The organism is Marinobacter vulgaris (assembly GCF_003344045.1).
Taxonomy (GTDB): Bacteria; Pseudomonadota; Gammaproteobacteria; order Pseudomonadales; family Oleiphilaceae; genus Marinobacter; species Marinobacter vulgaris.
Genome location: NZ_QFWX01000006.1, coordinates 161112 through 182717 on the forward strand (window position 1 = coordinate 161112; position 21606 = coordinate 182717).

25 protein-coding genes are annotated in these 21606 nt (G+C 58.1%); 14 read left to right on the forward strand and 11 right to left on the reverse strand.

The genetic code is table 11. The features are described from left to right. The first annotated feature begins 6 nt into the window (after window positions 1–6). Both DIT71_RS14175 and DIT71_RS14180 read left to right on the forward strand, forming a co-directional pair. Window positions 7–729 (forward strand): MotA/TolQ/ExbB proton channel family protein, encoded by a 723-nt coding sequence (locus tag DIT71_RS14175; RefSeq protein ID WP_114613873.1) that lies wholly within the window; start codon window positions 7–9, stop codon window positions 727–729. 12 nt (window positions 730–741) lie between these two features. After that, a complete protein-coding gene (locus DIT71_RS14180) occupies window positions 742–1809 on the forward strand; it encodes a peptidoglycan -binding protein (RefSeq protein WP_114613874.1) in 1068 nt (355 codons plus the stop codon). 7 nt (window positions 1810–1816) lie between these two features. Here DIT71_RS14180 and DIT71_RS14185 read toward each other — a convergent pair whose 3' ends face one another. Further along, entirely contained in the window at window positions 1817–2482 is a 666-nt protein-coding gene (locus tag DIT71_RS14185; RefSeq protein WP_114613875.1) for an AbiTii domain-containing protein, read from the reverse strand. Window positions 2483–2716: 234 nt separating this feature from the next. Here DIT71_RS14185 and DIT71_RS14190 point away from each other — a divergent pair, with 234 nt between their 5' ends. Continuing rightward, window positions 2717–3505 (forward strand): sulfite exporter TauE/SafE family protein, encoded by a 789-nt coding sequence (locus DIT71_RS14190; protein ID WP_114613876.1) that lies wholly within the window; start codon window positions 2717–2719, stop codon window positions 3503–3505. On the opposite strand, the gene DIT71_RS14195 is transcribed toward DIT71_RS14190, so the two are convergent. Beyond that, complete coding sequence (locus DIT71_RS14195; protein ID WP_227538141.1) at window positions 3502–4263, reverse strand: ZIP family metal transporter; 762 nt, start codon at window positions 4261–4263, stop codon at window positions 3502–3504. The genes DIT71_RS14190 and DIT71_RS14195 overlap by 4 nt on opposite strands. A gap of 201 nt (window positions 4264–4464) precedes the next feature. On the opposite strand from DIT71_RS14195, the gene DIT71_RS14200 reads away from it, so the two are divergent. Next, on the forward strand, window positions 4465–5337 hold the full coding sequence (locus tag DIT71_RS14200; RefSeq protein WP_114613878.1) for a diacylglycerol/lipid kinase family protein: 873 nt from the start codon (window positions 4465–4467) through the stop codon (window positions 5335–5337). Window positions 5338–5344: 7 nt separating this feature from the next. Here the strand turns inward: DIT71_RS14200 and DIT71_RS14205 are convergent, their stop codons facing one another. Together DIT71_RS14205 and DIT71_RS14210 are read right to left on the reverse strand one after the other, a co-directional pair. Then, window positions 5345–6148: a DUF1338 domain-containing protein gene (locus DIT71_RS14205; protein ID WP_114613879.1), complete on the reverse strand. Its 804-nt coding sequence runs from the start codon at window positions 6146–6148 to the stop codon at window positions 5345–5347. After that, window positions 6135–7259, reverse strand: a complete 1125-nt coding sequence (locus DIT71_RS14210; protein ID WP_114614081.1) for an arginine N-succinyltransferase — start codon at window positions 7257–7259, stop codon at window positions 6135–6137. The genes DIT71_RS14205 and DIT71_RS14210 overlap by 14 nt, the downstream gene beginning before the upstream one ends. A 140-nt stretch (window positions 7260–7399) precedes the next feature. Here DIT71_RS14210 and DIT71_RS14215 point away from each other — a divergent pair, with 140 nt between their 5' ends. After that, a complete protein-coding gene (locus DIT71_RS14215; protein WP_114613880.1) occupies window positions 7400–7828 on the forward strand; it encodes an Lrp/AsnC family transcriptional regulator in 429 nt (142 codons plus the stop codon). A 17-nt stretch (window positions 7829–7845) separates the two neighbouring features. On the opposite strand, the gene DIT71_RS14220 is transcribed toward DIT71_RS14215, so the two are convergent. Then, on the reverse strand, window positions 7846–8130 hold the full coding sequence (locus DIT71_RS14220) for a YebG family protein (protein WP_114613881.1): 285 nt from the start codon (window positions 8128–8130) through the stop codon (window positions 7846–7848). 252 nt (window positions 8131–8382) lie between these two features. Between DIT71_RS14220 and DIT71_RS14225 the strand changes: the two genes are divergently transcribed. The 3 genes from DIT71_RS14225 (at window position 8383) to DIT71_RS14235 (ending at window position 10375) form a co-directional block, all read left to right on the forward strand. Continuing rightward, entirely contained in the window at window positions 8383–8946 is a 564-nt protein-coding gene (locus DIT71_RS14225; protein WP_199491032.1) for a LemA family protein, read from the forward strand. Further along, window positions 8946–9686 carry a TPM domain-containing protein gene (locus DIT71_RS14230; protein ID WP_114613883.1) on the forward strand — a complete coding sequence of 247 codons (741 nt, stop codon included), beginning with the start codon at window positions 8946–8948 and terminating at the stop codon, window positions 9684–9686. The genes DIT71_RS14225 and DIT71_RS14230 overlap by 1 nt, the downstream gene beginning before the upstream one ends. A gap of 62 nt (window positions 9687–9748) precedes the next feature. Beyond that, the gene (locus DIT71_RS14235; protein WP_114613884.1) at window positions 9749–10375 is read left to right on the forward strand and encodes a TPM domain-containing protein; all 627 of its coding nucleotides are present in this window, start codon (window positions 9749–9751) and stop codon (window positions 10373–10375) included. Between the two features lie 24 nt (window positions 10376–10399). Here the strand turns inward: DIT71_RS14235 and DIT71_RS14240 are convergent, their stop codons facing one another. Next, on the reverse strand, window positions 10400–11314 hold the full coding sequence (locus DIT71_RS14240; protein ID WP_114613885.1) for a glutathione S-transferase family protein: 915 nt from the start codon (window positions 11312–11314) through the stop codon (window positions 10400–10402). Between DIT71_RS14240 and DIT71_RS18425 the strand changes: the two genes are divergently transcribed. Both DIT71_RS18425 and DIT71_RS14245 read left to right on the forward strand, forming a co-directional pair. Beyond that, window positions 11309–11440, forward strand: a complete 132-nt coding sequence (locus tag DIT71_RS18425; RefSeq protein WP_264756336.1) for a hypothetical protein — start codon at window positions 11309–11311, stop codon at window positions 11438–11440. The genes DIT71_RS14240 and DIT71_RS18425 overlap by 6 nt on opposite strands. A 304-nt stretch (window positions 11441–11744) precedes the next feature. After that, complete coding sequence (locus DIT71_RS14245; RefSeq protein WP_114613886.1) at window positions 11745–13427, forward strand: AMP-binding protein; 1683 nt, start codon at window positions 11745–11747, stop codon at window positions 13425–13427. Between the two features lie 83 nt (window positions 13428–13510). Here DIT71_RS14245 and DIT71_RS14250 read toward each other — a convergent pair whose 3' ends face one another. Further along, window positions 13511–13708: a hypothetical protein gene (locus DIT71_RS14250; RefSeq protein ID WP_114613887.1), complete on the reverse strand. Its 198-nt coding sequence runs from the start codon at window positions 13706–13708 to the stop codon at window positions 13511–13513. A gap of 129 nt (window positions 13709–13837) precedes the next feature. On the opposite strand from DIT71_RS14250, the gene DIT71_RS14255 reads away from it, so the two are divergent. Next, window positions 13838–14731: a LysR family transcriptional regulator gene (locus DIT71_RS14255; protein ID WP_114613888.1), complete on the forward strand. Its 894-nt coding sequence runs from the start codon at window positions 13838–13840 to the stop codon at window positions 14729–14731. A gap of 7 nt (window positions 14732–14738) precedes the next feature. On the opposite strand, the gene DIT71_RS14260 is transcribed toward DIT71_RS14255, so the two are convergent. Continuing rightward, the gene (locus tag DIT71_RS14260; RefSeq protein ID WP_114614082.1) at window positions 14739–15428 is read right to left on the reverse strand and encodes a transglycosylase SLT domain-containing protein; all 690 of its coding nucleotides are present in this window, start codon (window positions 15426–15428) and stop codon (window positions 14739–14741) included. Window positions 15429–15551: 123 nt separating this feature from the next. On the opposite strand from DIT71_RS14260, the gene DIT71_RS14265 reads away from it, so the two are divergent. Beyond that, window positions 15552–16370 carry a DUF2059 domain-containing protein gene (locus tag DIT71_RS14265; protein WP_114613889.1) on the forward strand — a complete coding sequence of 273 codons (819 nt, stop codon included), beginning with the start codon at window positions 15552–15554 and terminating at the stop codon, window positions 16368–16370. 79 nt (window positions 16371–16449) lie between these two features. Next, on the forward strand, window positions 16450–17628 hold the full coding sequence (locus DIT71_RS14270) for a M24 family metallopeptidase (RefSeq protein ID WP_114613890.1): 1179 nt from the start codon (window positions 16450–16452) through the stop codon (window positions 17626–17628). A 39-nt stretch (window positions 17629–17667) separates the two neighbouring features. On the opposite strand, the gene DIT71_RS14275 is transcribed toward DIT71_RS14270, so the two are convergent. Continuing rightward, the gene (locus DIT71_RS14275) at window positions 17668–18624 is read right to left on the reverse strand and encodes a VanZ family protein (RefSeq protein WP_114613891.1); all 957 of its coding nucleotides are present in this window, start codon (window positions 18622–18624) and stop codon (window positions 17668–17670) included. Beyond that, complete coding sequence (locus DIT71_RS14280) at window positions 18624–18902, reverse strand: peptidylprolyl isomerase (protein ID WP_114613892.1); 279 nt, start codon at window positions 18900–18902, stop codon at window positions 18624–18626. Before DIT71_RS14280 ends, DIT71_RS14275 begins: the two co-directional genes overlap by 1 nt. A gap of 199 nt (window positions 18903–19101) precedes the next feature. Between DIT71_RS14280 and DIT71_RS14290 the strand changes: the two genes are divergently transcribed. Next, window positions 19102–20688 (forward strand): ABC-F family ATPase, encoded by a 1587-nt coding sequence (locus DIT71_RS14290; RefSeq protein WP_114613894.1) that lies wholly within the window; start codon window positions 19102–19104, stop codon window positions 20686–20688. Here DIT71_RS14290 and DIT71_RS14295 read toward each other — a convergent pair. Further along, on the reverse strand, window positions 20679–21584 hold the full coding sequence (locus tag DIT71_RS14295) for a haloalkane dehalogenase (protein WP_114613895.1): 906 nt from the start codon (window positions 21582–21584) through the stop codon (window positions 20679–20681). The two genes, DIT71_RS14290 and DIT71_RS14295, sit on opposite strands and share 10 nt — an antisense overlap. Window positions 21585–21606 lie beyond the last annotated feature (22 nt).

A 21606-nucleotide genomic window follows, 5' to 3' on the forward strand; every position in this document is an offset into this window, starting at 1 on the left:
GTGTTAATGAGCAATCCCAAGCATACCCTTTTCTGGATGACACTGTTCCTGGCCGTGGTCGGTGTGGTTTGTGCGTTGATTTACAAGCCGCTCCAGACGGCGTTCATGGCCAACTGGGTCTTTAACCTGCTCATCCTCTGTGTGCTTCTAATCGGCATTGCCATTACCTACCGACAGGTGTTCGTGTTGTTCCCGGAATTGCGCTGGGTTGCACAGTTCCGCACCGGTAATGCCGGGCTTTCGGTGTTACAGGAGCCCCGCTTGCTGAAGCCTCTGGCACGCCAGCTTGATGACGACTCCAAGCGGGACCGGTTCTCCCTCTCGACCATGTCTCTGCGCACGGTGCTGGATGCTATTCACAGTCGCATGGATGAGCAGCGTGAAATTACGCGCTATTTCATCAGCCTGCTGATTTTCCTGGGCCTGCTGGGTACCTTCTGGGGCTTGCTGGGTACCATTAATTCCGTGGGCGAGGTCATCGTTAACCTGGATATGGGGCAGGAAGACTTCGGTGAGGTGTTTGCCGGGCTCCAGTCGGGGCTGCTGAAGCCGCTGGAGGGTATGGGAACGGCGTTCAGTTCATCACTTTTGGGGCTGGGTGGCTCGCTTGTGCTCGGCTTTCTGGATATCCAGGCAGGGCACGCCCAGAACCGCTTTTACGACGGCCTGGAAGAGTGGCTGACTGGCGTCACCAACCTGGTGGATCGGGTTGATGATGCACAGCACTAACAGGCCGGCGCCATGATTGGCTCCAGACGTCGCACCCGCAGCAACATCAACGTATGGCCCGGCTACGTGGACGCGCTTTCGGCCTTGTTGATGCTGATTATCTTCATGCTGCTGATCTATGTGGTCAGCCAGCTTTATCTTTCCCAGGTGCTGTCGGATCGTGATTCGGAACTGGCCAGGCTGAACAGCCAGCTGGAGGAGATTTCACGGCTTCTGGGGCTGGAGCGTGCACAGACAGATGCATTGGAAGAGGAGATGGCCGCTGTCCAGAGCAGTTACAGTGAGAGCCTGGCCCTGAATGATTCGCTTCGCGCGGAACTGGAAGAGGAGCGGGCACAACGGCTGGCGCAGCAGTACAATGCCGAGGCCCAGGCCATGCGGGTAGAAGACCTGCAACAGGCCGTGTCCAGCGCCGAGGCGGAACTGGGGGACGAAGAACAGCTTACTGCCTCCCAGCGGGCAATCATTCAGCAGCTGTCAAACCAGATTGCGGCCCTGCAGGACCAGCTGAGCCGCATTGCCGCCGCGCTGCGACTTCAGGAAGATCTGACCGCCGAGAAGCAGGCGGAACTGGAGGAAGTGGGTAAACGGCTGAACAGGCTACTGGCAGAGCGGGTCAATGAACTGGAACGCTATCAGTCCGAGTTCTTTGGCCGGTTACGGCAGATACTTCAGGATAATGAGAACATCCGCATTGTCGGCGACCGTTTTCTGTTGCCTTCCGAATTGCTGTTTGCGTCCGGCTCGGCGAGCCTGGGGCAGGAAGGCCAGCGGGAACTGGATAAACTGGCAGACGTGCTTCTGGATGTTGCCTCGGCTATTCCGGATGATATTGACTGGATTCTGCGGATCGATGGCCATACCGACCGCATTCCGATCAACACCGAAGAGTTTCCATCCAACTGGGAGCTGTCCACTGCCAGGGCGGTGGCCGTGGTGCGCTACCTCGCTTCGCAGGGTGTCCCCGAGACCCGCATGGCAGCGGCCGGATTCGGTGAGTTCTTCCCGGTTGCCGAGGGCAGTTCCGCAGAAGCCTTACAGCGGAACCGCCGTATCGAGATCAAGCTTACCGATCGCTGAGGAAAACTCAGCCGGCCCGTCCGAAGACGCGTTCGAAGAAGCCCACTTCCCGAACGTCCGGAATCGGCAGGTCGGCGTTGCTTTCCAGCGCCTGGCGCCAGAAACGTTCGGGATCGTCGAGGTGCGCGACCTTCTTGCGCTCGTCCTCGCTGTAAGAGTTGTGGTCGCCGCCAATGCCCACTTCCATGAGTGCCTGCGCCCAGAGGTACAGGGCGCTGCGGATAACCCGCAGAAGTCTGCAGTAGCTGTCCCTGCTGACGGTGATTGCCAGCTCTGCCGTGAGGTTGATCTGACCCTGCAGGGTGGCCATTTCCTCTTTATCGAACACTATCCGGTTCCCGGTGCCTTTTTTGCAGCTGAGGCAGGTCTTCTCCAGGGATTTGATGCCCTCCGCCATATTACGGTGCCCGAAATCCCGCTTCTGCCTGTCGTCGACCGGTGCCGGAATCCAGCCGTACTGGGGCGAGCGGGCCACGATGTGGCCCGGTACGTCGCGGCGGTAGGGTGGTAATGACGAGGGGTCGCCATAGCCGTCAAATTCTGTGCGCAGCCAGGAGGCCATGGTTCGCTGGCGCAGCATCATGGCCAGGGTGATGGCCGAGGGCATGATTTCCTCAAGCAGTTCACTGCCGTCCTGAAGCCGCTCGTCCAGGTGTTCAACCGCTGCTGACATTGTTGTTCTCCCGTTACTGCAGGCAGGGGAGCCACCTTCCCTGCGTGGTTGTTGTTTTTGTCACACGCCTCCGGCAGCAAGACGCCGGCAGCGTTGTTTAAAAATTAGGCGGTATCCGGCAGATCTTCCGTTGTAGAAAAGTACCCCTTTGTTACTGGAAGTAATGGGTGGGTGACAGGTATCCTCGTACCCCTTCGCATTCGCGAACCTGTTTGCCGCAACCTGAGTATCGCTATGTCTGAGCTGGCGCTGTACCAGTATGTCCTGGTTGGCCTGATCTTTGTCTGGAGCGGCTTCGTTCGTTCCGGCCTCGGATTTGGCGGGGCGGTACTGTCATTGCCGTTTCTGCTGCTGGTACTGGACCAGCCGCTGGTGTTCCTGCCAATCATTGCCGTGCACCTGCTGGTGTTTTCATCGCTCACCATCTGGATGAACAACCGCAAGTCGTCAAGAACGGACGATCAGGGGCGCATCTCGGAGGGGACTGTGGACTGGCGTTACCTCTGGCGGATTCTGGGCATCATGATTGTGCCAAAACTGATCGGCGTATTCGGGCTTATCACCCTGCCATCAGACGTCATGAGTACCATTATCTTTGCCATCGTCGCGCTTTATTCCGTCTCCTACATCCTTGACCGGCCATTTCGCAGCGGCAGTCGCACCGTCGACACGGTTTTCCTGATGGTGGGCGGGTATGTCAGTGGCACTTCGTTGATCGGGGCACCGCTGATTATTGCCGTGGTCGCGCAGCATCTGCCAAAGGAGCGATTGCGGGACACCCTGTTCGCGCTCTGGTTCATTCTCGTGGTGATCAAGATGGCGGCCTTTATCTGGGTAGGCGTGGACCTTCAGCTGATCCACCACCTCTGGCTGCTGCCCTGCGCGGCAGTGGGACACGTTATTGGCCTTTATGTTCACGACCGCATGCTCAGGGCAGAGACCCCGGTGTTTTTCCGGATGCTCGGAGTGGTACTGCTGATTGTCAGCAGTATCGGGATGATAAAGGTTCTGTTCCCGGGCTAACCGAGTGTTGCGTCCAGGAACATCATCACCACAAAGCCGCCCAGCAGGGAAAACGTGGCCAGGGTCTTGAACTGGCCGCGATGGGTCTCGGGAATAATCTCGTCGCTGATAATGAACAGCATGGCACCGGCAGCAAACCCCAGGGTCCAGGGCATTATGGGTTCGGCAAGCCACACCATGGCGCTGCCGAAAAGACCGCCAATAGGCTCCAGCAGGCCGGTCAATACGGCGATAAAGAAGGATTTGGTCCGCGAGTGTTCAATGGCCAGTAACGACACCGCCACTGCCAAACCCTCGGGAATATTCTGTAATCCGATGCCGATGGCAAGGGCAGTACCATTGCCAATATCGCCCCCGGCGAAGCCCACACCGACTGCCATGCCCTCGGGAAAGTTGTGCAGGGCTATGGCAATGATAAACAGCCAGATGCGGCGTATTCGGGCGCTGTCCGGGCCCTCGCGCCCCAGGGTGAAGTGTTCGTGAGGCAGCCGCTGGTGAATGCTGAATAGTAGCCCCGCCCCCATGAGCAGGCCTGCAATAACCATCAGTGACGCACTCCACGTAGCGCCGGTAAGTTCCTCCCCGTATCTGATGCCGGGTAACAGCAGCGAAAAGAACGACGCTGCCAACATGACGCCGGCGGCAGCGCTGAGCATGCCGTCCTGCAATTGTGGTGTGAGTTTTCTCACCAGAAACACGCCGAGTGCGCCGACGCCGGTCCCCAGGCCAGCCAGCAGGCTGGCCGTGGCTCCCAGCAAGACTACGTTAACATCCTCCAGAATGAACCTCCCTATTGCCCCGATTTTGTTTTGATCAAGGTGTTGCCGCCAGATTAAACGTTAACCATGTTGATGGCGCGCTGGCGGTTTATAATTTATACGTAGGTACTCTCGATCGTAAGCACGATGGTAATAGCTACGCCCGAATTCGAATAGTGGCTCAGGAAGCATAGGAATGTCATGGTCTATTGGTTGATGGCAAACCCCAAGGCAGGGGAAGAGGGCAGTCGCGGCGCCGATTTCTGGCGCAAGCATCTGGAGGCGGCCGGTATTTCCGGTATACGGGATTGCAGTCTCGCCGATACCGGCTGGACAGGCGAGATTGCTGCCCGGGACATCCTGTTGGCGGCTGGAGGGGATGGTTCGGTGAATGCTGCGGCAGCCCTGTGCCTGGAGTCGGGAGCGACCCTTGCAGTACTTCCATCCGGCACAGCCAACGATTTTGCCCGCAATCTAGGGCTTCCGGAGGACCCCCGCAAGATCTGTGACCTGGTTTCCGCGGGCCGAACCCGCAAGGTAGACGTTGCCGTTGCCCGCCAGGGGATGTTTCTGAACGTTGCTCATATTGGCCTGGGAACACTTCCCGTGCGGGAGCCCTCGGGAGAAGCCAAGCGGTTTCTCGGTCGCTTCAGTTATGTTGCGGCTTTGCTGCAGAAACTGTCGGCTTATCGCGGGTTTCATGGCCGGATTGAAACACGAGCCGGCAATGTGACCGGGCGCTGGCTCACCATTGCCGTCTCGTCCGGTGCCTTTTTCGGCGGGGGGAACGAGATTCCCGAGGCATCAGCCGGTGATGGGCAACTGGATGTGATCGCGGTTCGCCCGCGTTCGATGTTCCAGCTTCTGCTGACCTTTATCACGGTCCGTCTGAGCAGGAGCTCACCGAAGCGCACCAGCACGGTGGTGCACCTTAAAAGCCCCGAGGTCAGAGTCATCACCCGCTCCCCGAAAACCATTACCATGGACGGGGAGATTGCCGGGAAGACGCCGCTGGACGCAAAGTGCCGCCCGGCCTGCCTGGAGGTTATCTGCGAAGAGCTGGTTACCACCTAATGACCGGTTAGCGGCTGTCGGTACTCTCAAAGATTTTGTCCGCTGAAGCGGCAACAAATCCGCTGTAAAGCTGGCCGTCAGGCTTCGGGTAGCGGAGCGCAAACTCATAGAAGCAGCTAGGTATGGCCACCGTCTGGTCGGAAAAGTGTACCTCGGCACGGTCCGCCATGGTGGAAGACTGCTCAAGCAGTTCTTCGGGCGAGCCCTTGATTTCCCCGCCGGAGCTGTTTACCCGGTACCCATGGTCTTTCAGCACCTGGTTTATCTCAGCCACTGTCCTGAAGCGGCTGAGCGCATTGATACTCACCGTGAAATGGTTGGCGCGGAAGCCCCAGGCGGCCACCCAGGCAGCGTACTCGCTTTCTTCCAGCAGAGCCTGGTAGGTGGGATAGTCGATGTCCCAGTGGCGCCCGGAATACAGGAAGTTGTCGGCCGTCACCGCGGCCGGATCCATCTGGCTCACCAGCTGGTGAATAATAGCCTGCGCCGGCTCGGAGCATTGTTCGACCAGCAGCTCGGAAATAAAGACTTTGGGGGCGGACGGGTCGGGGTGTTCATAATGCCTGGCGTAGAGCTTCTTCGCTTCAAAATGGTAGTCACCGCCTTCCTGGTAGCCCAGAGCCAGAAAGTGAGCTGCCAGCCTGTCCAGTCTGACCTTTTCGAGGTTGAAGGTGCGCAGGGCGATGTGGTCGTTCACAATCTCGCCGCCCTGGGTATCATCCAGCAACCGGTGTAGGTGCTCGGCAGACGGGGTCACCTCACAATAGTTGTCCCAAAGATGACTGAACAATGTGTCTCTATCGGTGTGCATGGAGCGCCTCCTTTTTCTGGTTCATTGGAATGGTCGCGGGTTGCCTGCCTGCGCTTGTGCTTGCCAGTTCCGTAAATCGGGCATGTCCATCGTTACCCAGTTGCAGTGCGTTTGCCAGTGCTGTCGGCACCTGCAGCAGGTTGTGTGCGGGCAGATATCTGGCGGCACTGGTGACGGTGGCGCGGAAATCCGCTGTTGCTGTATTGGTCAGGATCAACGTTCGTCCCTTGCCGCCGCTGTTCCATTTCTCCAGCGCCGGTTGGACATCATCAACAACCTGAACCCGGCATCCGATGGAGGTCGAGACGGTGCGGATGTCAGCCAGGCTGGCCTCGACCGTAGGCCCACCATCAAACGGGTCAATGTAACCGGTGTGGCGGAAGCCTTCGGCCTCGAGCATGTTCAGGGCCGGGCGGGTGTTGTTGTGCACCTGACCGATAACCGCACGGGCACTTTCGTCCATCAGTTGGGTATAGAGGGGGTGCCGGGGCATCAGGTCTGCTACAAAGCCATTGTCTCCGGTACCGACCATGCGCGTCACGGTGTCAAAATCAAGGTCCACGAAATGCGTGCGCAGCCAGTTCCAGAACGGGGACTGTCCGTTTTCGTCCGACACGCCACGCATTTCCGCGATGACTGTCTCTGCAAATCGTTGGGGGTGTTGCGCCATGAACAGGAAACGGACCCGTGACAGCAGCTTGCCGGCTTGCGCCCGGCGAAATTTCGGCCGCAGGAACAGCGTGCAGATTTCACTGCAACCGCCGTAGTGGCTACACAGGTTCAGGACTTCCATTCGCCGGTGCAGATTCAGTTCCGGTGAATGATGAACCACCAGGCCGCGGTGATAATGATACAGCGGCCGCCGATTGCCCATCGAGGCTTCGATACCGGTCGTTCCCATGATCTCGCCGGTTTCGCAATCTTCCAGCACAAACAGGTAGCCTTCGTCACCCGGGGAATTCACGGCGCCCCCGAAGCTTGCCATGGAGCGATGGATCCTGCCGGCCAGAAAATCAACATCGTTCACCAGCGAAGTAAAACCGGGCCCGGATTCCAGAGCTATCTGCTGCAAGGCGGGAAGATCGGTCATGGCAACCGGGCGAATAATCATGGTGACATCCTCATCTATTTTTGGCTCTTTTCTGGTGACCATTAACAGGGCCAGTATGATGAAGGCAGGTGTCAGTTTGTAGTTTCAGAATACCCAGAATGATATGTTGTCGGTACAAAATAACGTAAGGGCTTGGCAATATGCTTGGTAAACAGGATCAGGAGTTGCTTTTGCGGCTCCGCCAGAATGCCCGCTCCAGCATTTCCGACCTGGCCCGTGCCCTCAATGTCTCGCGCTCAACCGTGCAGAATCGCATAGCGAAGCTCGAAGCCAGTGGTGTGATTCGCGGCTATTCCGTTCAACTGGGTGGCGAGTTCTCGACCAGTCAGGTGGAGGCGCATGTGTCGGTCAAGGTTTTTCAGAAGCTGACAGCACGGACCAATACCGCCCTTGAGCGGATCAGTCAGGTGTCGCAGCTGTATTCGGTGAGCGGCGAGTACGACCTGATCGCCATTGTCCAGGCGCAGTCGCTGGAGGAGCTCAGTGCGGTACTCGATGAGATAGGTAATCTGGAAGGTGTGGAGCGGACCAACTCAGCGGTAGTGCTGGAAACACGTTTCCGCCGCTGAGCGGCCGGGCAGAGAGCTCAGTCGGAAGCCGGCTGGGTCTGCTCGTTCAACAGGGAGGGTTTCTTGAGGGCCCTGCCGAACAGATCTTTTTCTTCGGCAATGGCCAGCGCCGCCTTTTCAGCCATGGCCTCATCCATACCTTCAACCCGCGCCTGAAGAAACTGGGTAATTTCCTCTGCCAGTTCCAGTATCTTGTCCCGGGCGTCGGCTTCGGCTTTGGATGAGAAGAGCATTGTGTCAGGATGTTTCAGTGCCATCTCCAGTCCGTCCCTCTCCGAATAATACAGCGCTTGTACGGCCATGATGTTCTCCAGTGTGTTCCCGCACGTTGTCGTGTCTGGTGGGGTTCATTGAGTCGAGGCGAGTATAACGAAGAGGTCTGTATATGTATACAGTATCCAAGGTGGCATAGCGAACAGATGCAAGAGTAGAAGTATGTTAGTGTCAATGGCCTCAGGCAACTGGCCCGTTAATCATCAAGGAACCGATACGTTATGCAATACACGAGCACGGCCACGGCCACGCCAGGCCGATTCAGCTTCCGTTTGGCGGCCATGGCATTGTTGGCCCTGTTCCTGACCGGGTGCGGCATAAACAACATCCCCACCTACGATGAGCAGGTAAAGGCCGCCTGGTCGCAGGTAGAAAACCAGTATCAGCGGCGGGCCGACCTGGTCCCCAACCTGGTTGAAACCGTCAAGGGTTTCGCCAAGCAGGAGCAGGAAACCCTGACGGCGGTGATTGAGGCCCGATCGAAGGCCTCATCGATCCAGGTGGATGAAAGTATTCTCAACAATCCTGAAAAGCTCCAGCAGTTCCAGCAGGCCCAGGGCGAATTGAGCAGTGCCCTAAGCCGGCTGATGGCGGTATCCGAGCGCTATCCTGATCTGAAGTCGAACCAGAACTTCCTGGCGCTGCAGTCTCAGCTGGAAGGCACTGAAAACCGCATTGCGGTGGCCCGGCGGGACTTTATCCAGGCGGTCGAGCGCTACAATACCGAGATTCGCACCTTCCCTGGCCGGCTTTGGCACAGCTTCCTCTACAGCGATATGGAGTTGAGGGCCAATTTTGAGGCAACAGCCCCGAACGCGGAAGACGCACCTCAGGTGGAATTCTGATGCCGGTACTGTTGAGCCGGATAACCGTATTGCTGGTCCTGGTCCTTTCTGGCCAGGTCGCAATGGCCCAGTCTGCCCCGGATTTTCCCGAGTTGACGGGCCGCGTGGTCGATCGCGCCGACATGCTTCCCGAGAACCTTGAGGCCAACCTCGGTCAGATGCTGGAAGCCCACGAGCAGGCAACCACCGAGCAGGTTGTGGTGGTAACGCTTCCTGACCTGCAGGGTTATGCCATCGAAGACTACGGCTACCGGCTGGGCCGGCACTGGGGTATCGGCCAGGAAGGCGAGGATAATGGCGCCCTGCTGATTGTCGCTGAAGACGAGCGACGAATTCGTATCGAGGTGGGATACGGAATGGAAGGGCGCCTTACCGACGCCGCCTCCGCGACCATTATCAACCAGATCATCAGCCCGGCCTTCCAGGAAGGCGATTTTGCCACTGGTATAGCCAATGGTGCTGCCGCTATGGTCCAGGTACTCGGTGGAGAACCCCTGGCAGTGCCTGATTCACGGGAAGCTCGCGGCGAAGGCGACAAACCCCATCCCGCCCTCGGCATCCTGTTTTTCATTATTATCCTGCTGGCGTTTTTCGGGAGTGGCCGGCGCGGCCGAAGTGCCATACTGGCAGGCGCTCTCCTCGGAGGGCTTGGTGGTGGCCGCGGTGGTGGCCTTGGAGGCGGTGGCTTCGGCGGCGGAGGCGGCGGCTTTGGCGGTGGTGGAGCCTCCGGCGGCTGGTAACCCTTTATCTACCCCAAGGTCCACTAATACGGAACCCCTGATTCAGCAATATCGGAACTGACATGACGCTATTAACAAACAAGGAACAGCAACAGGTGGCTTCGGCCATCTCTGAGGTTGAACGGGAGACCGACGCGGAACTGGTGACCGTGCTGGCCGATGCTTCCGATAATTACTCCTACATACCCCTGCTTTGGGCGGGGATCATTGCGCTGCTGATTCCTGGCACCATCAACTACTTCACCGGCTCCCTGGGTGCGGACTGGCTGCTGATGGTGCAATGGGCGACGTTTATTGTGCTTTGCCTCCTGCTCCAGTTTCCGGGGGTAGGGCATCGTCTGATTCCGCGCCCTGTCCGTTTCTGGCGGGCATCCAATATGGCCCGGCGGCAGTTTCTGGAGCAGAATCTGCATCACACCGAGGGCGGTGTGGGCATGCTGGTTTTCGTCTCTGAGGCCGAGCACTATGTGGAAATTCTCGTGGACCAGGGGATCTCTTCACGGATTGGTGATGACGTCTGGGAAGGTATTGTCAAAACCTTTACCGAACGGGTGCGCAGTGGCGAGACCCTGACCGGCTTTCTGGAGTGTATTAAAAGCTGCGGTCAGCACCTCAGGGAACAGGTGCCCGCTACCCATGAGAAAAATGAATTGCCCAATCACCTGGTATTAATCCCCAAGCAATCGTGACGCCTGTCAGCCTGGCGCCGGGGGTCAGGCCGGTTTCACGGCGTAGCCCTGGCGCGGAAAGTGCACATGCACCTGGCCCACCCGTTGATGGGAGCGTCCCAGGACCAGTGTCCGGTCATCTGCATACACCAGTTTGCCGATGACCGGGTCGCGCCCGTAATCGTCCGGTGCGATTTCCACATTCCTTCCTGTCAGCGGTTCGTCACTGGTGGCCTCGATGGCCCGTGGCATGGCGTTCAGGGCAATGTCCAGGCCCTGATCAGCGGTGATTTCGCGGAATTCGCCATGGCCGAAGGCCCTCATTCGCCCCATCCAGACGTTTACTTTAGGAAAATTCCTCAGCCAGGGCTTGCCCGCCAGATCGCACACAAACCAGAGACCATGGTAGGCGGAAAAGTCCGCGACACAGGGTTTACTCCCGAACAGGAAGTCCTGGTCCAGCATGGCTTCCATGGTGCCGATATGGGAGATGACCTTTTGCTTGGCCTGAGGGCCACGCAGAGCCTTGAGCCGGGATTTTCTGCCCATGTTGATGCGGTCTTTGAGAAAGCGGAAAGCGTGGAAAAGAGACGTTTCCCTGACCAGCTTTTTCAGCATGCGGCCGTCGCTGGCTGCGATCACGCAGGCCAGGAATATGTCCAGATCAGTGCTGCGCACAAAATCGATGACTTCCTGCGGCTGACCGGCCAGGCTCAGTTCCTTTCTGCCGCTCAGGCGGGCAATGTGGTCCGCTATGGTACGGCTGTCGCAAAATATATCGGCGCCACTCTGGGCCACGGGGACTTTTCGGTAGCCACCGGCAAGTATCGAGAGCTCCGGCCTTGGCGGCATCTCTTTCACGGTAACTGACTGCCACGAAAGATCGGCATAGCCAAGCATCAACCGGATTTTCTCGGAAAAAGGCGACATGGCGTAGTGGTACAGAATGAAATCTTGCATGAGCGAAACCCTTCCTCGTTGACCGTGTTATCCGGCGAGATGAAGGAGGGTACGCTGCATACCTGCCTGGCGGAAGACCCGGACGCTGTCCGGGGGCGCCACTCAGGCGATCAGCAGGCCTGCTGACGCGCAATACAGAAATGCAACCGCACCGGCGCAGATAAGGGCCCAGGCCGGGAAAATCAAAGATGAGCGGGTAGTTGTTCTCACATGCACCTCCAGTGTGATCTTTTTTGTTGTTGTCTTTACGCTGACCCCAACACTCTAGACTATTCATGATCAATGTCACGAATGAAAACGTGTTGTCTGTCGCATTTGCCGTGCTTAAGGCCTCCTGTGCAGAGAGCTTGAGGAAACCGAAAATACAGGTACTATGCTTTAGTCTGATAAAAATAAAGCGAGTCCAGACGATAACAATAAGGAGCCGTCAATGGCTGTAGACAGTGCAAAGCAAACCTCCCTCCATTGCCTTTATCATTGGGCAGAGCACACTCCCGATAAGGTCTACCTGACCCAGCCTTTTGCCGACGGAACCACCGAAGACATTACCTGGAGGCAGGCAGCAGATCAGGTTTCCCGAATGGCAGCGCACCTCGGTTCCCTGGATATCCCTGAGCGCAGCAATATCGGAATTCTGGGAAAAAACAGCGCACACTGGATTCTTTGTGATCTGGCCACCTGGGCAGCGGGTCACGTGTCAGTTCCACTCTATCCCACGTTGAACGGCGATACGGCCGCCTATGTTCTCGAGCACAGCGAAGCGAAGCTGCTTTTCCTGGGCAAGCTGGATGGCAAAGCGGACGGCTGGAATGACATCAAGGAGCACATCCCCGACGACCTGCCGATTATTTCGTTGCCGATGTCGCCCCGTAGCGATACCCCTCAGTGGCTCGATATCATTGCTGACCAGCAGCCGGCCGAGCCCAAATTACCTGATCCGGACGACCTGGCGACCATTGTTTACACCTCCGGCAGTACCGGTCGCCCGAAAGGTGTGATGCACAGTTTCCGCACCATGATCTCCGTAGCGGATGGTTTGCAGCAGATCTTCCCGGTCAATCAGGATGAGCGCATGCTCTCCTATCTGCCGCTTGCCCATGTCGCCGAGCGTGCCGCGGTGGAAACCCAGTCACTGTATTACGGCTTCCACCTGTATTTCGCCAACTCCCTGGAGACTTTCCAGGAAGACCTGCAGCGGGCCCGCCCGACTCTGTTTTTCTCGGTGCCACGGCTGTGGATGAAATTCTACCTGGGTATCAACAACAAGCTGCCACCCAAGAAGCAGAAAGTGCTGTTCAATATCCCGCTGTTGAACCGGTTGGTAAAAAAGAAGGTGCTCAAGCAACTGGGGCTTGATCATTGCCGTGCAGCCCTGACAGGCGCGGCGCCTCTTTCCAGCGAAATTGTTGCGTGGTATCGCAATCTGGGCCTGGAGTTGCTGGAAGTGTATGGTATGTCCGAGAACTTCGGTTATTCCCATGCCAATCGTCCCAGCGCGGCGAAGCCCGGTACCGTGGGTGTCACCAATCCGGGCGTGGAGCATCGTCTGGCAGAGGGTGAGGAAATTGAGGTCAAAAGCCCCGGGCAAATGCTGGGCTATTACAAGAATGAGGAAAAAACCCGGGAAGATGTCACCGACGACGGCTTCCTGAAAACCGGCGACATGGGTGAGATCGACAGTGAAGGTTTCCTGCGTATTACCGGCCGCGTGAAGGATCTGTTCAAGACCTCCAAAGGCAAGTACGTGGTACCGGTACCGATTGAGAACCGCTTCAACCACCCGAAAGCTGAAGTGGTTTGTGTGGCCGGCGCCAATCAGCCCCAGCCGTGCCTGATGGTGCTGTTATCGGAGGAGGCGCGGGATGAGCTGGAGGCCGGTGGCAGTCGCGAACAGCTGGAGCAGGAGCTGGCGGCGGAGCTGGATGCGGTCAATCGCGAGTGCGAGGGCCATGAGAAACTGGCCTTCGTGGTCGTGGTCAAGGAACCATGGACCATGGAAAACGGAATGCTGACGCCGACCATGAAAATCAAGCGCAACGTCATCGAAGATTACTACAACCGCAAAATGGATGAGTGGTTCGGCAAGAAACGGAAAGTTATCTGGGAATTCTGAGCCCGCACACGAAAACACCGGTGGGCCTGACTACTCAGGGCCACCGGTGCTGATGGAATCTGTCTTCCCTTACAGGGGCGGGCTTAGTGTCCGCCCTGCATCATCTGGGGCATCTCCGGCGTTGCGGATGTTGCCTTCTTTCTCCAGGAACTCATTTTCCGGCTGATTACCTGTGCGGCCTGTTTCGCGGCTGCACGGGTGTATTGGCGCCTGACATCAGTACTGTTGTGGAGGATACTGGACGGCAGCTGGTGTTCGGTTGCGATATGGTGTTGAGTCATAGCGCCTTCCTCCTTATTCCGGTGGATTAAAAAATATTGGTTAGCTGACTATGCAAAGAACTATACGCCTTCTTTTTTGCAGCTTAAATACGTTAAAATCCGTACTCATGTTGCAAATATGCAGTAGCTATGGACTGGGATTATCTTCGATATATTCACGCGCTGGCAATAGGTGGAACCCTCGCCAAAGCCGGTGAAATACTGGGTGTGCACCAGACGACCGTGCTTCGTCGTCTGGATCAGATGGAAGAACAGCTGGGGGTTCAGTTTTTTGAGCGTAACCGCGACGGGCTTCAGCTAACGCCCGTGGGGGAAACCGCTTTCCGGGCAGCGGAAAGGCTGACTGGCGACATGGAAAACCTGGAGCGCCAGCTGAGGGGCCAGGATTCGGCCCCGGTAGGCAAAGTCAGGCTTGCCGCGACTGATACCATGGTCAACGCACTGATCAGCCCGATGATTGCCGACCTGCTTCGTGAATACCCGGATATTGAGCTGGAGGTACTTACCGATAACGATGTGCTTAACCTCAGCCATCGCGAGGCCGACCTGATGCTACGGCCCGTCAATAAGCCCCAGGCCACTCTGGAAGGCGAACGTATCGGCACCATCGAGTCGGCTGTCTATGGGGCGGCAAGGTACTGCAAGCGTAACCCCGCCATGGACCTTGAGAACGGGCCAGAGCAGCAACTGTGGATTCTGCCCGATGAAAGCTTCAGCCACCTGGCAACCGGGCGCTGGTACCGCAAAAATCTGAAAAATGCCTCATCCATTATCCGTTGTAACAGTCTCCAGGCCATGCATGCGCTGGCGCGAGCCGGCGCAGGCCTGGCCGCGCTGCCCTGTTATCTGGGTGACAGTACCCGGGAACTGAAAAGGCTGTCCGGGCCGCTTGAGGGTGAGGGTGTGGATCTCTGGCTGATGGTCAACCACGAAACCCAGCAGATGGCGCGGGTGCGTCTTGTGAAGGAATTTCTTACCACCAGGCTGGCAAAGCTTTCTCCACGAGTGGAAGGCGACGCCTGAAACGGTTCTACCAGTCGCCACAAAAAGGCCAGAACTGATAGAAACGCCAGCACTGGAACTCCTCTTCGCAGTTCTGTAACTGGCGATGGTAACGAAAGGCCCGGTTTTGCACCCGCTCGGCCAGCGCCATCACGGCCGGTTTGGCCAGGTAGCTTTGCCGCTGGTATCCGGTTCTTCCCTCGTGATAGGCGAGGTAGAGTTTTTCCGGGCTGGTAAGGGGAACGCCGACATGACGGTTGGTCAGATGATTGTACCAGCCCACAAAGTCCAGCGCGTGTTTCATGTTGGTGCGCACCACCGACAGGCCGTCGCCGTTTGCCTCCAGATATTCACCCCAGGCCGGGTCCAGGGCCTGGGCGTAACCGTAGGCAGAGGTCGGCCGGGCCCACGGGATGAAGCCGAACAGTTTGGTTCGGGGTGGACGGGCATGGCTGCGAAACGATGATTCATAGTAAACGAAGGCCAGTTGCGTGGCAATGGGGGTGCCCCAACGTTCCCTGGAGCTACTGGCATAGTCATACCAGACCGGGTGTTCCCGGAAAATCTCACAGACGTCTTCCGGATTGGCTGGCGGGTCCGGTTCCAGCAGGCTGAACCGGATGGTTGCCACGATCGCAATGGCCAGGCCCAGCGAGGGCAGTCCATACCAGCCGAGCCGCGACTTCCAGATTTTCAGTCGGTTACGACGATTCTTCATGGGCTGGTCAGGGCTCTCCCGCTCCATACTACAAAATGGTCATCAAACACCGGGCCGGTTTGCTTGCAGGCGGCGCCGGCGCCATGGCATAACAAACGTCCGTTCTCACAGGATACTAGGTTCATGCGCGCACTATCCCAAGTTAAACCGGCATTACTTTTTCTTTTGCTGGTATGTACTTCCGCCACGGCCAGCCCACTGGCCGACTCCGTACTCCGGGCTTCACCCGTTGATGCGATTGTCGCCCAGTATCCGGCGATGATGAGTCAGGGCGTCCGGGAGGGCCTGAATCAGAGTGGCCGGGTAGAGCCGTTCGTCGCCAATACCGTCAGCAGTATTGTCAGTAACGCGTTCAGCGTTGACGAGATTCGCGCACAGGTGGTTGAGGACCTGGATCAGGGCCTGAGTGACCAGCAACTGGACTCCGTGCTTGGCTGGTATCAAACCCCCCTGGCCGAGAGGATTACCCAGGCGGAGATTGCCGCCTCCAGGCCGGCAGCCTGGGAAAAGGTGGAGGCCGCCGCTGCGGATTTGCAGGATAACTACCGGGGCAGCGAGCGGGCAAAGCTGTTTGACCGCTTTGACCGGGCAGCCCGGGCCACAGAGAGCACGGTAGACACCACCGTTGCTGTTCAGTTGGGTCTTGCTTCCACTCTGGCGGTCTTCAATGGCAGCGAGGGCCCCACGTTCGAACAGCTGCAACAGAAGATTGAAAGCCAGAGAGACACGTTGCGGGCCATGGTCGCCCGACAGGTCTACATCGGGTACCTTTATACCTATCAGGATCTGAATACGTCGGAGCTGAAAGACTACATCGGATTTCTGGAGAGTGATTCCGGTTCAGCATTCGTGCGGGTGGTCACCAACAGCATCCAGCGCTCGATTACCGACCCCGTGGAATCGGTAGGCAGTCAGCTGACAAGATTTTTCAATCCCGGATAACGCTCCCCGGGGTTTGAAAAACCGCCGCTTTGGGTCCAGTCTCCAGTAGTAACCTTTCCTCCTCCCGGAGACGACCCCCATGGACTTTAACGCCTATCAGAAAACCCTTGCCAGAGAACTCAGGGGGCGGGAATGCCCGTTCTCTGCGGCTGAATACGAGCAACGGCTGCAACGTCTCAGAAGCCGAATGGCGGATGAGGGTGTTGGGGCATTGCTGCTGACAGACCCGTCTGATCTTTTCTACCTGACCGGTTACAGTACCTTCGAGGTTTCTGTTCACGTGGCGCTGGTGGTCACGCCGGGGTCCCTGATGCTGCAGGTGCCCTCCATTGAAACCGGCCCTGCCATGATCACCACCCGGGTTGATGAGGTCATCGGCTATCGCTGGGAGGGTATTGGCGATGTGCTGGACCCGCTGGCCGAGGTTCTCAGCGGTCATGGATCCACCGTGGGAATTGACTACTGGCACGGTTCCCTGCGCCAGGGTGTCGTGGAAGGATTGAAGCAGCGGCTGCCGGACACGCGGTTTGTGGACGCCTCCGGCATGCTGAAAAACATCCGTATCGTCAAATCGCCCGCCGAAATTGATTTTCTGAGGCAAAGTGCCCGCATTACCGGCCAGGGCATAGAGGCGGCTGCATCCGCGATACAGCCCGGCATGACCGATAACGACATCGCAGCGGTGGGCGCAGAGGCGCTTCTGGCCGGCGGCAGTGAATTCATGAGCATGCAGCCCATTGTGACTGTGGGTCAGCGAAGCAGTGTTATTCACACCAACCACAAGCGTTGCAAGGTGGCGGAGGGCGACCCCGTATTCCTGGAATTCGGCGCGGTCTGGCAGCGCTATACAGCGCCCATGATGCGTACCGTTGTGGCTGGTCAGCCTTCCGCGAAGATGCGATCTGTCTTCGATGGCTGCCGCCGGGTAGTGGATGCTTTACAGCGCGCCATGGTCCCGGGCCGGACGTTCGACTCCGCGGCCAGGGTTGCCGAGCAGGCGTTGGCGCCGCTGGCTGATGAGGTATTTTTCTCGGGGGTGTTTGGCTACACCGTTGGCGCGCAGTTTCCCCCATCCTGGGTGGAAGGCTCGGGGTTTATTGCCCGCGGTGAAACCGCGGTATTCCAGCAGGGCATGGTGTTTCACCTGCCGATCTGTCTGCGAATTCCGGGGCAGTGGGGTATTGGCTGCAGTGATACGGTTCTGGTGGGTGAAGACGGCGCTGACGCTTTGACGTCCAACCCCTGGCGACTGGACTGAATCCCTGTCGAACCCGCCTGGTGAGCATGCCACAGGTGGTCATTCCAGCCTGATATCGCGCAGATAGACAGTCTTTGGCTCCGTCAATCCGGAGGTGAATAAACCAAGCCGCCGGATTGCGCCCATGTCCATGCTGCGCCCGGCGGGCGCGTTTTTGATCAGCTCCAGATCCAGCCGGAAGCGGTGTTCGCCGGGGGCGAGTTCCAGGCGTGTGTTGAAGCGGTCGTTATAGGCGTTATTGCCGAGGTCATGCTCAACGTCATTAATGCGCAGGGTCATCGGCACTGGCTGATCCTGGGGGTTATACGTCACAACGATGAGGTGGCTGTATCCCCGCCAGTCACCCGGGAAATTGTCAAAAGAGACACCGGAGAAGCGGTTGGTGGAAAGGGATATCTTGAGTTGCCCCTGGCGGTTGCTTTGCCGGTTTCCCGAGGTCGGGGTGATCGGCCCGTTCCAGAACGGCGCCGGGTCCCTGTGGCTGAAATCATAAAGTGCCGGTAATAACTGGCTGACCTCGTATTGCCGGACGCCAATCCGTGCGGTATTGCCCACTTCAGCAAGCAGCAGTAAAGCAACGATGATTCGCAGAGCCCAGACCGTCGGAGGTGAAAACCCGCCCCTGATTGCCCGCGGCCAGACGGCAAGTACAGCCCACAGGCCCAGCAGGTTGCGGAGGATGTCGTGCCAGTCCATCTGACGGCTGAGACCGTACTGGAGCACTTCTATCCCCAGGCCAAGCAGGAATACAGCCAGTGTGGCAAACGCCCACAGCCTCCAGCCGGTCCAGATCCGCCAGGGTTGGACCGCAATCGTCATCAGGGCAAAGAAAAGGATGTGCCCGAGGTTCCAGGCAGACTTGTAGAGTGGCCCGTCAGTCCATCCTGGGCCACCAATGAAGAAAAAGGGCGCAATCAGGACGATACCCGCAAAGGCCAGATACTGGCATATCCTGGCTTTGCGGGCACGGCGGTCAGCTGGCAGATACGGAATCATCAGCTTCGGCTGGTGACTTCCAGCAGATGGTAGCCGAACTGGGTCTTCACCGGACCAAGAACCTTGTTCACGTCACCGCTGAATACCACCTTGTCGAATTCCGGAACCATCTGGCCGGGGCCGAAGGAACCCAGATCACCGCCATTGCGGCCGGAGGGGCAGGAGGAATGCTGCTTTGCCACTTCTGCAAAGTCCTCGCCGCCCTCGATGGCTTTCTTGAGCTCTTCACATTTTGCTTCGCTGTCCACCAGGATGTGGCGTGCCGTTGCCTTGGTCATGACGTCTGTTTCCTATAAAAGAGGTAGTGATAATGAGTGTGTTGCTACTCCGAGGCTGAAATGCTGCCCGCCGCGGCCGGCCGTGGCAAGCGCTTTTTATCCGTGTTTCTGCTGTCTCACGGTTTTGGCGGCAAACCTGTACAATGCCGGCTTTTCCTGTCCGGGCTTCACCCGGTACTCACTGTTGATAGGTTTCTTCTTGATTTCCACCGCGAACATTACCATGCAGTTCGGGGCCAAGCCCCTGTTTGAAAACGTATCCGTCAAGTTTGGCAACGGCAATCGCTACGGTCTGATTGGCGCCAACGGCTGTGGCAAGTCCACCTTTATGAAAATCCTCGGGGGCGATCTGGAGCCCTCCGCCGGGCAGGTCATGGTGGACCAGAACCAGCGGCTGGGCAAACTGCGCCAGGATCAGTTCGCCTATGAGGACTGCTCGGTTATCGATACCGTGATCATGGGTCATGAGGAACTCTGGCGGGTGAAGGCGGAGCGGGACCGTATCTATTCGCTGGCGGAAATGACCGAAGAAGACGGCATGGCCGTGGCCGACCTTGAAGTCCAGTTCGCCGAGATGGACGGTTACACCGCCGACGCCCGTGCCGGTGAGCTGCTGCTGGGGCTGGACATTCCCCTGGACCAGCACGACGGTCCGATGAGCGCGATCGCGCCGGGCTGGAAGCTGCGGGTTCTGCTGGCACAGGCGCTGTTTTCCGATCCCGATATCCTGCTGCTGGACGAGCCCACCAACCACCTGGATATCAACACCATCCGCTGGCTGGAAAGCATCCTGGTGGCAAGAAACAGCACCATGATCATCATTTCCCACGATCGCCATTTCCTGAACAGTGTGTGCACCCACATGGCGGATCTGGATTACGGCGAGCTGCGGCTGTTCCCGGGCAACTACGACGAGTACATGACCGCCGCCACCCAGGCCCGTGAGCGCATGTTGTCGGATAACGCCAAGAAGAAGGCCCAGATTGCCGAATTGCAGCAGTTTGTCAGCCGCTTTTCGGCCAACGCCTCCAAGGCCAAGCAGGCGACTTCCCGCGCCCGCCAGATCGACAAGATCCAGCTTGAGGAGGTCAAGCCCTCCAGCCGCGTGAGCCCGTTTATCCGTTTTGAGCAGACCAAGAAGCTGCACCGGCAGGCCGTTACCCTGAAAGACATGAGCAAGGGCTTTGACGGCGAAAACCTGTTCAACAAGCTCAATCTCAAGATTGAGGTCGGGGAACGGGTGGCGATCATCGGCCCCAACGGCATTGGTAAAACCACGCTGATGCAGTGTCTGGCTGGCAACATGACGCCTGATAGCGGCGATGTGAAGTGGACAGACAGCGCCCAGGTGGGCTACTACGCCCAGGACCATACCGCGGATTTTGCCGAAGACATGAACCTCACCGACTGGATGTCACAATGGACCACCGGCGGTGAGCAACTGGTACGGGGCACCCTCGGCCGGATGCTGTTTTCCGGAGATGATATCGGCAAGTCGGTGAAGGTGATTTCAGGCGGCGAGCAGGGGCGGATGCTGTTCGGTAAGCTGATCCTGGAAAAGCCCAATGTGCTGCTGATGGACGAGCCTACCAACCACCTGGACATGGAGTCTATCGAGTCCCTGAACCTGGCACTGGAAAACTACCCGGGCACGCTGGTGTTCGTCAGCCATGACCGGGAGTTCGTGTCGTCGCTGGCCACTCGCATCGTTGAGCTGAAGGCTGATGGCATCACTGACTTCAGCGGCAGCTACGACGATTACCTGCGCAGCCAGGGCTATTTCTGATCGCCCTGGCCCAAACTGGCCAGAAGATCGTTGACCGCGCAGGCAAACTGTACCGGTGAATCTTCCTGCAGGAAGTGGCCGCCGGTCAGGGTGGTGTGGGGCTGGCCTTTGGCACCGGGGATACGCTCCTGCATGAAACGATCACCGCCCCGGGTGATAGGATCGCCATTGCTGAACGTGGTCAGGAACGGCTTCTCCCATTGCTCCAATACCTTCCATGCGGCCCGGTTGGACTCACTGGCCGGATCGCTTGGCTTTACCGGCACCAGTTTCGGGAAGGCACGGGCCCCGGCCTTGTATTTCTTGGCCGGGAAAGGGGCGTCGTAGGCACGGCGCTCATCCGGGCCCAGTGTGCGGAAGCTGCCGGTGTTGATGATGCGGGAAATCGGGAACCAGGGGCTGTAAAGGGCGAAGTTCTTCCACAGCTGAAACGCCTTTGGCACTGGCTGATCGCCGGTTGGCAGCATGCCGTTGCCAACGACAATGGCGCGGAACCGGTCCGGGTTTTCCGCAGCCAGTCGCAGGCCCAGCAGTGAGCCCCAGTCCTGGCAGACCAGGGTGATGTCCCGCAATCCGGTCTGGTCCAGAAATGACTGCATCCAGTGCATGTGGCCCTGGTAACTGTAGGCGTTGATATCCGTAGGCTTGTCTGATTTGCCAAAGCCGATCAGGTCCGGGGCAATGACCCGATGCCCCGCCGCAGCGCAGATCGGGATCATGTGCCGGTAAAGATAGGACCAGGACGGCTCGCCGTGCATCATCAGCACGGGCATGGCGTCCGCAGGCCCTTCGTCGACATAATGCATGCGCAGGCCATCGACCTCCACATAGTGGGGCTTGAAAGGGTAGTCCAGCAGCCGCTCGAATCGTTCGTCAGGCGTTCTTGCCACGTCCATTTTTGATCTCCGGTATCAATAC